Raw genomic sequence first — 12,084 nt, forward strand, 5'->3', positions numbered from 1 at the left:
CATGTTGAACGCGATCGCCTTTTCCTTCCTCAAAGCGAGCATCACCTGCGGCATTGCCGCCGCTGTCATCCTGGCGCTGCTCACGCTAGCCACGCGCGTGTGGCCGGTGCTGGCCGGGCACCGTTCGGTGTGGCTCTGGTCGCAGGCCGCCATCGCCTGCGCTTTCGTGCTGGCGCTGCTGCCGCAAAGCGCCAGCTACAGCGTGGTGCCCGCCATCGAGATCGCGCGTCCCGCACCAGCGGCCACGCAGTCTTTCGTGCAGCCGCAGTCCGATGCGTACGAAGCCGATGGCCTTGACGACGACATCGACCCGCTCGAACTGCTGGCGCAAGCCTGGCTGGCGCTGTACGTGGCCGGCTTGCTGGCCGCCAGCGCGCGCTGGGTGCATGCGCAGCGCGGCCTGCGCGCCTTGCTCCATCATGCCCGTCCGCTCGATACGAAGGCATTGGCGCAGCACGCCGGCTTCGATGGCGAGCCGGTGGCGGCCTTGCTGCGGCGCGGCCTGCGCGTCTGCGAAACCGATGCCTCCATCTCGCCCATGCTGGCCGGCCTGGCGCGTCCGCACCTGCTGCTGCCGCGCCATCTGCGCAGTTTCAGCGACGAGCAACAGCGCCTGATCGTCGCCCACGAACTGACGCATTGGAAGCGCCGTGATCCCCTGTGGCTGCACGCCAGCATGCTGCTGCAAACGCTGTTCTGGTTCAATCCCCTGTTCGCGGTGCTGACCCGGCGCCTGAACTGGGCGCAGGAACTGGGATGCGACCACGCCGTGCTGGCCGGCCGTCCCACGCAGCAGCGCAAGCAGTACGCGGCCGCGCTGGTGGCACAGCTGAAGGTGCAGCAGGACAGACTTGGCGCGGGCATCGCCTTCGGCCACGGAAGTCCCGCCTCGCTGCGCGCCAGGGTCGGCCTGATCCGCGAGCAGGGCTTGCGCGCCCCCGGCTTGCCCGGCAAGGCCGCGGTGGCCGCCGCGCTGGCCTCGGTGCTGGGCGCGAGCCTGTTGCTGCAGCCGGCGTTTGCGTGGCGCGCGGCGGAACCCGGCGTGCCGGCGCCGGCGGCCAGCGTCGCGGCGCCCGCCGCCGGCGCGCCGCAGCAGTGGCAAATGCCGCTCGAGCGTGTGCGCGTGACCAGCTTTTATGGCGCCGCGCGCAAGAAGCTGGACGGCGGCCATCACGGCATCGATTTCGCCGCCCGCACCGGCACCCCGATCCTGGCCGCTGCCGGCGGCACGGTGATTGCATCGACCGCGCAGTACGAGGGCGGGCCGCAGTACGGCGACGTGGTCCTGATCGAACACGCCAACGGCGTGCGCTCGCTGTACGCGCACCTGAGCGTGCGCTCGGTCGAAGCGGGCCAGGTGGTGCGTGCCGGCGAGACGATCGGCCTGGTCGGCGCAACCGGCAAAGTCACCGGCCCGCACCTGCATCTGGAAGCCTTCAGGGATGGTGAGCGCATCGATCCGCAGCAAATGTTCACTGGCCTCGACGCGCTCGCGACCTCCCAGGCGCTGCGCAAGCGTCCCGCCAGGCTCTAAACACCTCCTTGGTCAAGCGCGGTTTTCCGTGCGGCGCAGCAGCGCCGTGCGAGCGCGCTCGTCCCTCCACAGCACTGAAGGAAACCCATGCAGATTCGTCCGTATGCCTGCGCTTGCGCGCTGGCTTTATCGTTACCGGCGCTGGCCGAAGAAGTCATTCCCAAGATCGAAATAGCCGGTGCGCGCTACGACCAGCGCAGCGAGGAAACCGCCGCCAGCCTGGTGGTCGGGCGCGAAGAGCTGATGCGCCACGGCGACCGCTCGCTCGGCGATGCGCTCAAGCGCGTGCCCGGCATTACCATCGGCGACGGTGGCGGGCGCACCAGCGACATCCGCCTGCGCGGCCTGGGCAACGGCTATACGCAAGTGCTGCTCAACGGCGTGGCCGCGCCAGCCGGCTTTTCGCTCGAATCGCTGGCGCCGGAACTGATCGAGCGCATCGAGATCGTGCGCGGCGCGTCGGCGGCGACCAGCATGCAGGCTATCGCCGGCAGCGTGAACATCGTGCTGCGCAAGTCGGCCACGCGCCTGCGTTCCACCATCAAGGCCGGCGTGGACACGCAGCACGGGCGGCGCTCGCCGAGCCTCTCCGGAGAGGTGAGCGGCAAGAGCGATGCGTTTTCTTACTCCGTGCCGGTCAGCCTGTCGTATGCGCCCGTGCCGGCGCCGTCGCGCGAAGAAGAAATGGCACCGGGCCTGCGCCGCAGCACGCTGCTGAACGAAATCAACACCACGCGCCTGGCCAGCCTGTCGCCGCGCGCCAACTGGAAGCTTGCCAACGGTGACACCCTCGGCTTGCAGGCATTTATCAGCAACAGCCGGCGCGCTACCGACGCCTGGGCGCTTGAAACCACCCACATCGGCGCGCCGACCCTGCACCCGCAACGCGCCGCCGTGTTCAATATAGCGGCGATATGGCTGCGGACCGACCTGGAATGGGCGCGCAGCCTGGGCGAGGGCGCGCGCCTCGAAGCCAAGGGCGGCATCCACCGCAGCCGGCGCGAATCCGACTTCGAGTTTGGCGACATGATGAACGGACGGCGCGCGCCGGCGCTCAGCTTTGTCACCTCCGACTTGCGCGAGGGCGGCTACCACCTGGGCGCCACCTGGACGCGGCCTTTCGGCGGCGGCCACGTGCTCAGCGCCGGCTGGGATGGCGCCCACACCACGCGCAGCCAGACCCGCGTGGGCAGCGAGCGCGATACCTTCGACGAGGCGCCGGAGCTGAGCGACAACCGCTATCGCGGCGTCATCGACCGCTTCGGCGCATTCGCGCAGGATGACTGGGAAATCAGTCCGGCGTGGTCGCTCTCGGCCGGCGCGCGCTGGGAAACGCTGCGCACCTCGGTCGCGCAAGCCGGCGTGGCGGCGGTCAGCCAGCGCAGCGCGATTCCCGCGCCGGTGCTGCAGGCGCTCTACAAACCGGCCGCCGGCCACCAGCTGCGCGCGGGGCTGGCGCGCACCTACAAGGCGCCCACCATGGGCAGCCTGATCCCGCGCCGCTACACGGTCGACAACAACAACAGCCCCACCAATCCGCACAGCGAAGGCAACCCCGCGCTGCGGCCCGAAAAAGCCTGGGGCCTGGACATCGGCTACGACCGCCAGGTCGGCAAGGATGGCTTGCTGGCCGCCAGCGCGTACCTGCGCAAGATCGATGACGTGACGGTGACGCGCTTGTTCCAGGATGGGACGCAGTGGGTATCGACGCCGGCCAACCAGGGCAAGGCGAGCGCGCGCGGCATTGCGCTGGAAGCGAAGCTGCCGCTGCCCGGTTTTGCGCAAGCATCGTTAAATGGCAACGTGGCGCGCAACTGGTCGCGCATCGACAAGGTGGCGGGGCCGGATAACCGGCTGGCGGACCAGTCGCCCTTGGCGGCCAGCGTGGGCATCGACGTGCGCACGGCGCTGGCGTTTGGCGCCAGCTTCACCTACGAGCGCGGTGCGCGCACGCGCTACGCGCCCGAATGGAGCGAAGCGAACGGCGGCACGCGCCTGCTCGATATGTATGTCTTGTGGGGAGGGGGCAAGCAGACGCGCTTGCGGGTCGGGCTGACCAATGTGCTGGACCGGCCGCGCGTATCGCAATCGACCTATGGCAGTCGCAGCACCCGGCGCGAACTGATGCCCGGCACGGCGTTGCGCATCACGTTCGAACACGATTTTGAACGGCTCAAATGAGCCGATGAAGTCAGCCTGATACTCAGGACTGTTCGCGGTGCCGCAGCACGACTCTTTCGGTCGGGCTGAAGTAGGCGGCCAGGCGTTCGGCCATGTACACCGAGCGATGCTGGCCGCCCGTGCATCCGAGCGCCACGGTCAGGTAGCTGCGGTTGTCGGTCTTGAACGACGGCAGCCACTTCTCGACGAAGGCGCGGATATCTTCCAGCAGATCGGCGGCGCTGGGCTGGGCGTCCAGAAAAGCGATGACCGGCGCGTCCATGCCGGTGAGCGGGCGCAGGGTCAGGTCGTAATAGGGATTCGGCAGGGCGCGCACGTCGAACACAAAGTCGGCGTCGAGCGGCACGCCGAGCTTGAAGGCGAACGATTCGAAGAACAGTGTCAGTGGCGCGCGCTCGATCTCGACCAGTTCCTTGATCCACGCGCGCAGCTTGTTGGCCGACAGGTCGGACGTGTCGATCACATGGCCAAGCTGCTCGATCGCCGACAGGCGCTCGCGCTCTTCGAGAATGCACTCGATCAGCGTGCGGCGCGAGGCCGGGTTTTCGTCGGGGCGCAGCTGGTGCGACAGCGGATGGCTGCGCCGCGTTTCGGAAAAGCGCGCCACCAGCGAGTGTGTGTTTGAGGTCAGGAACATGACTTTGATGTCGTGTCCCTGGTCTTTCAGCAGGCGGATATTGGCGGGCAGTTCGACCAGCGACTGGGCGCTGCGCGCATCGACCGCGACGGCGGCGCAAGCGGTGCCGTCGGCGATGAGCGCGTCGATCAGGCTCGGTAACAAGGCGGGCGGAAGATTGTCGACGCAGTAGTAGCCTGCGTCTTCGAGGACATTGAGGGCGACCGATTTGCCCGATCCGGAAATACCTGTAATGAGTACGATGCGCATAGGCCCGATGATACCCCATGCGGGTGAGCTTTGCTCAAGCACTATGCATCATTCTCACGAGGCAACAGAGATTTTACAACGGCCGTGGTGCTTACCTGTGCATACAGCTAGGTTCAATCGGAACTCATGGCCTGGTGAAGCAGGGAATTCACGGAGCACCGCTCCGTGCCTGCGCAACGGTGTGCCCTTGCAAGGGCACATCCCGTAAACAGGCCTAGTCGGAACTCATTGCCTGCCGTTGCCGTTCCATGAACTCTTGCAGCGTGTCGATCCCGCGTAGTTGAAGGATCGTATTGCGCACGGCGGCTTCCAGCAGCACCGCGATGTTGCGGCCGGCAGCGACAGGGATGACGACTTTGCGAATCGGCAGTCCCAACACATCCTCGGTCGGGAACAAAAACGGCAAGCGTTCGACTTCTTCTTCCAGCGCGCTGCGGCGCACGAGATGAACGATCAATTTCAGCCGCATCTTGCGCCGCACGGCCGTCTCGCCGAAGATCGCCTTGATATCGAGCAGTCCCAGTCCACGCACTTCCAGCAGGTTTTGCAGCAGCGCCGGACAGCGTCCCTCGATCATGTTCGGCGCAATGCGCGAGAACTCCACCGCGTCGTCGGCCACCAGGCCGTGGCTGCGCGAGATGAGCTCCAGTCCCAGCTCGCTCTTGCCCAGGCCCGAGTCGCCGGTGATCAACACGCCCACGCCCAGCACGTCCATGAACACGCCATGCATGATGATCCGCTGCGCCAGTTTCTTGGACAGGTACACGCGCAAAAAGTCGATCACCTGCGCGGCCGGCAGCGGCGTGGAAAACAATGGAATATTCTGCTCGTCGCAGATGGCCAGGATGTCGGGCGGGGTATCGAGCCCCTGCGCGATGATCAGCGCCGGCGGCCCGCCGGAAATGAGTTCGCCAATCACGTGGCTGCGCGAACCCGATTTGAGGCGGTGGTAGTAAGTCAGCTCCTGATGCCCGAATACCTGGATGCGGCCGGGGTGGATCAGGTTCAGGTGGCCGACCTGGTCGGCGGCCGAGGCCACATCGCCCGAAATGAGGCGTTCGCCGCCCGGAAAGCCGGCGAACCAGCCCAGCTGAAGACTTTCGCGATTGTCGTCGTACAGCCGTTGGATGGTCAGCGGAGTTTGCAGCATGAACGGGTCTTCAGAAAAGTGAGGGCGCCAATGCGCCCGGCACCCGGAAGTTTAACCCAGTGCTTGCAGACTTGGTTGCCAATTGATGATGCGCGAGTGAACCGATTTCGGGTCCGGATCGGTCGCCAGCGCTGTGCGGAATCCGTCGTCCGAAAACATCTCGGCGATCTCGGACAAAATCTCGAGGTGCTGCTGGGTCACGTGGTCGGGAATGAGCAGGAAGAACAGCAGGTTGACCGGCTGGCCGTCGGGCGATTCGAACGGAATCGGTTCGAGCAGGCGTACAAACGCGGCCAGCGGCGACTTGAGGCTCTTGCTGCCCTTGATGCGGCCGTGCGGCACAGCCACGCCATGGCCGAGGCCGGTAGAGCCAAGGCGCTCGCGCGCAAACAGGTTGTCGGAAACGGTCGAGCGGGCGATTCCGCAGTTGTTCTCGAAGATCAGTCCGGCCTGCTCGAAAGCACGCTTTTTGCTGGAGACTTCGAGATCAAGCAACACGTTCTCGAGCGATAAAATTTTGCTAAGGTTTGTCATAACGCTGAGTATTGATGCGAGGCACGAGGGTGCTTGCGAGCCAGAATTATAGGCCTGTTTTCCAGCCGTGTAATCGGAATTTGTCGTCGATTCATGTCAAGTTCGCATTGACATATCGCAAGTGGAATAGCGATTCATGCAAGACGGGAAAACCGCTCCCAAGCCGGGTGTCGAAAATTTGAATTTCCGGCACGAAATTGAGGATTTTGCACACAAATGCTGGTCCTTGATGCAGTTCGCCATTTTTCCTGTGCTTCCTGCCCGTTTTTTCAGCGCTTGGGAAAGAGTCCGCGCCTGTTGTTCAATTATAAAGTTGGTGGCTTTCGCCTGTCGCCCGAAAAGCACACTCGTTCCCTTGCCGACCAAGGTATTCCCGCATGGCAATTCAGTCAAGCGCGCGCGCAGGGGAAAACCGGCCCCCTTGCGCTGCCTCAAACATCACTGGCGCGCGGTGCGCAGATTGGGTGGACGACCCGAGCTGAAGTTGCTGCGCCATGGGTTGATGTCCAGTCCGCCGCGCCGCGTGTAGCGCGCGTACACGGCCAGTTTTTGCGGCGCGCACTGGCGCAGGATGTCGGTAAAAATGCGCTCGACACACTGCTCGTGGAATTCATTGTGCTCGCGAAAGCCGATCAGGTATTTCAGCAAGCCGCCCTGTTCGATTTGCGGGCCGACGTAATGGATTTGTACGCTGGCCCAGTCCGGCTGGCCGGTGACCAGGCAGTTCGACTTGAGCAGGTGCGACACCAGTTTTTCCTCGACCGGCGCGCCGCCGGTGGCGGCGGTGAGCAGGGCGGGCGAGGGCGAGTAATGATCGATCTCGACGTCCAGGCGGTCGAGCAGCATGCCATCGAGTTCGCCCATCTTGACGGTGTCGAAGGCGTGCGGTTCGGTCAGGGTGATGTGGACCGGCGCGCCGAAGCCGCCGGCCAGGTCTTCGCGCAGCAGGGCCAGCAAGGCGTCGCTGCTGGACAGGCGCGTCTGGTTGAACGAATTGAGGTACAGCTTGAAGGATTTCGATTCGACGATGTTGGGCGACTCGGCCGGCACCGTGATCGTGGCGATCGCCACCTGCGGCTTGCCGCGCATGTTCAGCCAGGAGATTTCGTAGGCGTTCCAGATATCGACGCCGAAGAAGGGCAGGGTGCCGGTGAGCTGGAGTTCATCGCGCTTGCCCTGGCGCGGGATCGGGAACAGCAAGTCCGGCGCGTACTGGGTTTGGTAGGCGGAGGTTTTGCCCAGGGGGGATAGGTCGGCGGTGTTGGTCATATATATTCAGTTAAATTCAACCACCGTCGTCCCCGCGCAGGCGGGGACCCAAGTTCGATCCGCAGTTGCAGACGGCTAAACGAACTTGGGCTCCCGCCTGCGCGGGAGCGACGGTGCTTGGGTCAGAGGGCACGTGCATCACCCCAAAAACATCTTATACACCGGATTGGCGCTTTCATCCCAATGCCGGTATCCGAGCGTGGTGAGGAACTGGCGGAATTGTTCCATTTCTTCCGCCGGCACCTGCAAGCCCACCAGAATGCGCCCCACATCACCGCCTTGATTACGGTAATGGAACAGCGAGATATTCCAGTTCGGCGCCATGCTGTCCAGGAAGCGCATCAGCGCGCCCGGACGCTCGGGGAATTCGAAACGATACAGCAGTTCGTCATGGGCCAACGCACTCTTGCCGCCTACCAAATGGCGGATGTGCAGCTTGGCCAGTTCATCATGGGTCAGGTCCAGCGTCTTGAAGTCGTTCTGCTCGAAGGTACGCGCCAGCACGCCCGACTCGCCGCGGCTGGCAGTCTGCACGCCCACGAACACATGCGCCTGCGCCGCATCGCTGATCCGGTAATTGAACTCGGTGACATTGCGCGGCCCGATCAGGGCGCAGAAACGCTTGAAGCTGCCGCGCTGCTCGGGAATGGTCACCGCGAACACCGCCTCGCGCGCTTCGCCCAGCTCCGCGCGCTCGGCCACGAAGCGCAGGCGGTCGAAGTTCATGTTGGCGCCGCAGGCAATCGCCACCAGCGTTTCGCCGCGCACCGGGTTCTTGCTCATCGCCGAACGCTCGATATACGCCTTGGCCCCGGCCACCGCCAGCGCGCCGGACGGCTCCAGGATCGAACGCGTATCCTGGAACACGTCCTTGATCGCCGCGCAGATCGCATCGGTATCGACCAGGATGATCTCGTCCACGTACAACTGCGCCAGGCGGAAGGTTTCTTCGCCCACCAGGCGCACCGCCGTGCCGTCGGCGAACAGGCCCACATCGGGCAGGGTCACGCGCTCGCCGGCTTTCAGGCTGCGCGCCATCGCGTCCGAATCGGTCGACTGCACGCCGATGATCTTGATGTCCGGGCGGATCTGCTTCACATACGCGGCCACGCCGCCGATCAGGCCACCGCCGCCGATGGCGACGAAGATCGCGTGGATCGGTCCCGCATGCTGGCGCAAAATCTCCATGCCCACCGTGCCCTGGCCGGCGATGACGTCCGGGTCGTCGAACGGATGCACAAAGGCGAGATTCTGTTCTTTTTCGAGCGTGAGCGCGAAGTTATAGGCGTCGGTGTACGAGTCGCCGTGCAAAATGACTTCCACGTTGGCGCCGCCGAAGGCCTTGACCGCATCGACCTTCACGCTCGGCGTGGTGGTCGGCATGACGATCACCGCGCGGCAGCCGGTCTTGGCGGCCGACAGGGCCACGCCCTGGGCGTGGTTGCCGGCCGAGGCGCAAATCACGCCGCGCTTGAGCTGCGCCGGCGCCAGGTTGGCCATCTTGTTGTACGCGCCCCGCAGCTTGAAACTGAACACGCTCTGCATGTCTTCACGCTTGAAGTAAATCCGGTTTTCCATGCGCTGCGACAGGATCGGCGCGAATTCGAGCGGCGTTTCGGTGGCGACGTCATAGACGCGGGCGGTCAGGATTTTCTTGAGGTAGTCGATAGTCATAGTCTGCAAACAAAGTGATTCTGGGCCGGAAAATCCGGAACGCGATGCTGTTGACGCTGGACTGTGTTGTCGGCGGATGACCGAGGCTTGCAGTGCGATGCGCGGTTCCGGATGGCGGGCTCGGCGTATCGTGTCGTTGCAATAGTTTTTCCTCATTATAATGGACGGCTTCAGCAGTCCTCAAAGTGCCTCCATGATCGAATCCGCTGTCCTCTGGCTGCTCAAATTGCTGGCCGCTCCCGCGGTCGGGCTCAGCTCGGTCTTCGTGATTGCGTTTATCTCGGCCACCTTGCTGCCGCTCGGGTCGGAGCCGGCGGTGTTCGCCGTGATCAAGGCCAATCCGGGCATGTTCTGGCCGGCCATCCTGGTGGCCACCCTGGGCAATACGCTCGGGGGAGCGCTCGATTACTTCATCGGCTACCGCGCCAAGGTGGCGTTTGCAAAAGAGCGCAAGTCGCGCTGGTTCGCCTGGCTGGCGCGCTACGGCGCCAAGACCATGCTGCTGTCGTGGGTGCCCGGGATCGGCGATCCGCTGTGCACACTGGGTGGCTGGCTGCATCTGCCGTTCTGGCCGAGCCTTGGCTATATGGCGATCGGCAAATTCGCCCGCTACCTGACCATGACCACCGCCCTGTTGTATGTGCCGGACAGCTTCTGGAAGGGACTCGGCGAGTCGCTGTCGAATTTCTGGCACATGCTGTTCTGAGGCCTACAAGCTCGTTTCCAGCACAATCCGCAGTACCGTCACCGACGACGCGCGCACCGCGCGGGTGCTGCTGCCGTCAGCATCGGCGTACTCGCTGCCGCTGGTCCTGTCGCGGTGCAGCGCGTTCGCCATCGACAGGCGCAGCTGGGTTTTCGGGCTGGCCTTCCACACGCCATACAGATCGAGCACGCGTACCGGGCCGGTGTCGCTGCGCAGGTAGCGGCTCATTTGCGTGGCCCCGGTCAATTGCAGGTTCAGGTTCATCCCCGCCGTGTAGCGCGGCCCGATGCGCGCATCGAGGCCCAGATTGGCCGTTATCCGCGCCTGGTCGCCCAGGCGGTTGTCGGGCCCCGGCACCGCGTCCAGGCGCGACCAGTTGCGCGCGCCGTTGGCGCGCAGGTCCATGTCCGGCGCCGCCGGCAGCACGCTGCGCAGCGGGAAGCGGGCATCGAATTCGAGTCCAGCCACCTTGGCCTTGCCGTTGTTGAAGGGCGTGGAGATCCATGCGCCGTTTTCCTGATACAGCGTCTGCACCGTCACCGCATCGATCCGGCGCGCATAGGCCGACACGCTGACCACGCCGCTCTTGCCGAAGTAGGATTCGTAGGCCGTGTCGATCCCCCACGCCAGTTCCGGCTTAAGTGCCGGATTGCCTCGCACGTCCGGATTGGTCGGCCCGTTGGCGTTGTTGACCGTGTAGCGGCGCGGCACCAGGTTGCGGATCGTCGGCGCCTTGTAGGTGCGCGAGAGCGAAAAACGCAGCTGGTCCTTGCCATCGAGCTTCCACAGCAGCTGGGTGATGGGGCTGAGCACCGACGACTTGCTGCTCGTTTCATCGAGCGTGCGGCCACGGGTAGCCGTGCGCAGCCCTTCCCAGCGCAGGCCCAGGTACGCCTGCAGGCGCGGCGAGACGGTCCATTCATCCTGCGCGAACAGGGCCAGGCGGCCGACCACTGCGCGGTAGTCTTCGTCGAGCTGCGACAGATACTCGCCGGTGGCGGTGCTGTCGTCCTGGCGCCGCGATTCGGAGCGCTGGGTGCGACCGCCTTCCCAGCCGATGCCGATGTCGTGGCCGGGAACGAGCGGCGCCAGGTATTTTCCGCTCACGATGGCGCTGTCTTCGCGCGCGTCCGACAGCACCTTGCGCGCCAGCGTGCGCGACGCGCCCGCGCCCTGGAACAAATAATCCGATTCGCGCTTGTTGTGATTGAGGCCCGCCTTGACCGTCAGCTTGCCCTCGGTGCCGACATTGCGCGCCAGGGTGATGTCGCTGCGGGCGGAGACGAAGTTCCCTGTCAGCCGGAAATCGTTGACCGGATAGTCGGTGCTGGTCCCGGCGAACGTGGTTTCGACACTGTTGCCATGGTTGGACGCGCGCGACAGGTCGATGAAGGTCTGCCACGCCACACTGCCCCCCTGCGCCAGGGTCCAGTTCAGACGCGGCGTGAGGTTCAGGCGCGTCGTGCGGAACGAGATCGAATCGCGCAGTTCGCGCCGCGCGGCCGGCGTGCCGTCCGCGCCGGTTACGGTCTCCAGCGTCCGGTCACGGATGTCGGAACCCGTGCGCGCCATCTCGGCCGCCAGCGAATACGCCAGGTCGCCGGCACGCTCGCCCCATTGCATCGACACTGACGGCTCGCCCCGCCCCGCCAGCAGGTTGACCCCTGATTTCACGTCGCGCCGATTGGGCGCGTTACCCTTCTTGAGGATCACGTTGATGGTCCCGGCGATGGCCTGCGAGCCCAGTTCCGCCGTGGCCGTGCGCAAAATGTCGATCCGCTCGATCATCGCCGGGGCGATGCTGTCGATCGAAAACCCGGCCGCCACCGGGTCGCCGTTGACCAGCAGCTGGGTATAGCCGGCGCCCAGCCCGCGCATGCGGATTTCGCCGCCTGTCAGCGACACCCCCGGCTGGCGCTTGAGCACCGCCGACAGCGAGCTGTCGCCATACTGCGCTATCTCGTCGCGCCCCACCACGATGCGCGCGGCGGTGTCGTCGCGCCGTACGTTGGCGCCGGCGCCGTTGATTTCGACCTGGGCGATGGCGCCGCCGGCATCCTGGGCGTGTGCGGCGTGACTGAAGCAAGACAGCAGGGCAAGCGCCTGCGCGGACAAAACGAGAGAGTATTTCATGAACGGTCAAATGGTTG

At 64.9% G+C, this 12,084-nt stretch carries 9 protein-coding genes; 3 read left to right on the forward strand and 6 right to left on the reverse strand.

Going from position 1 to position 12,084, the window contains the following annotated elements; all coding sequences use genetic code 11:
* Window position 1: 1 nt before the first annotated feature.
* Window positions 2-1,534: a M23/M56 family metallopeptidase gene (locus F0185_RS09050; protein ID WP_167223625.1), complete on the forward strand. Its 1,533-nt coding sequence runs from the start codon at window positions 2-4 to the stop codon at window positions 1,532-1,534.
* Window positions 1,535-1,621: 87 nt separating this feature from the next.
* Window positions 1,622-3,715 carry a TonB-dependent receptor plug domain-containing protein gene (locus F0185_RS09055; protein ID WP_167223627.1) on the forward strand — a complete coding sequence of 698 codons (2,094 nt, stop codon included), beginning with the start codon at window positions 1,622-1,624 and terminating at the stop codon, window positions 3,713-3,715.
* Window positions 3,716-3,737: 22 nt separating this feature from the next.
* Here F0185_RS09055 and rapZ read toward each other — a convergent pair whose 3' ends face one another.
* The 5 genes from rapZ to ilvA form a co-directional block, all read right to left on the reverse strand.
* A complete protein-coding gene (rapZ, locus tag F0185_RS09060; protein WP_166870927.1) occupies window positions 3,738-4,601 on the reverse strand; it encodes an RNase adapter RapZ in 864 nt (287 codons plus the stop codon).
* A 214-nt stretch (window positions 4,602-4,815) separates the two neighbouring features.
* Window positions 4,816-5,751, reverse strand: a complete 936-nt coding sequence (gene hprK / locus F0185_RS09065) for an HPr(Ser) kinase/phosphatase (RefSeq protein WP_166870929.1) — start codon at window positions 5,749-5,751, stop codon at window positions 4,816-4,818.
* A 51-nt stretch (window positions 5,752-5,802) separates the two neighbouring features.
* On the reverse strand, window positions 5,803-6,285 hold the full coding sequence (locus F0185_RS09070; RefSeq protein ID WP_099873918.1) for a PTS sugar transporter subunit IIA: 483 nt from the start codon (window positions 6,283-6,285) through the stop codon (window positions 5,803-5,805).
* 438 nt (window positions 6,286-6,723) lie between these two features.
* The gene (gene queF / locus F0185_RS09075; RefSeq protein WP_166890013.1) at window positions 6,724-7,554 is read right to left on the reverse strand and encodes an NADPH-dependent 7-cyano-7-deazaguanine reductase QueF; all 831 of its coding nucleotides are present in this window, start codon (window positions 7,552-7,554) and stop codon (window positions 6,724-6,726) included.
* A 138-nt stretch (window positions 7,555-7,692) separates the two neighbouring features.
* Window positions 7,693-9,228: a threonine ammonia-lyase, biosynthetic gene (ilvA, locus tag F0185_RS09080; RefSeq protein WP_167223629.1), complete on the reverse strand. Its 1,536-nt coding sequence runs from the start codon at window positions 9,226-9,228 to the stop codon at window positions 7,693-7,695.
* Window positions 9,229-9,421: 193 nt separating this feature from the next.
* Between ilvA and F0185_RS09085 the strand changes: the two genes are divergently transcribed.
* A complete protein-coding gene (locus F0185_RS09085) occupies window positions 9,422-9,934 on the forward strand; it encodes a YqaA family protein (RefSeq protein WP_167223631.1) in 513 nt (170 codons plus the stop codon).
* A gap of 3 nt (window positions 9,935-9,937) precedes the next feature.
* On the opposite strand, the gene F0185_RS09090 is transcribed toward F0185_RS09085, so the two are convergent.
* Window positions 9,938-12,067 (reverse strand): TonB-dependent receptor plug domain-containing protein, encoded by a 2,130-nt coding sequence (locus F0185_RS09090; RefSeq protein ID WP_167223633.1) that lies wholly within the window; start codon window positions 12,065-12,067, stop codon window positions 9,938-9,940.
* Window positions 12,068-12,084 lie beyond the last annotated feature (17 nt).

It is taken from the genome of Massilia rubra (assembly GCF_011682065.1).
Taxonomy (GTDB): Bacteria; Pseudomonadota; Gammaproteobacteria; order Burkholderiales; family Burkholderiaceae_D; genus Telluria_A; species Telluria_A rubra.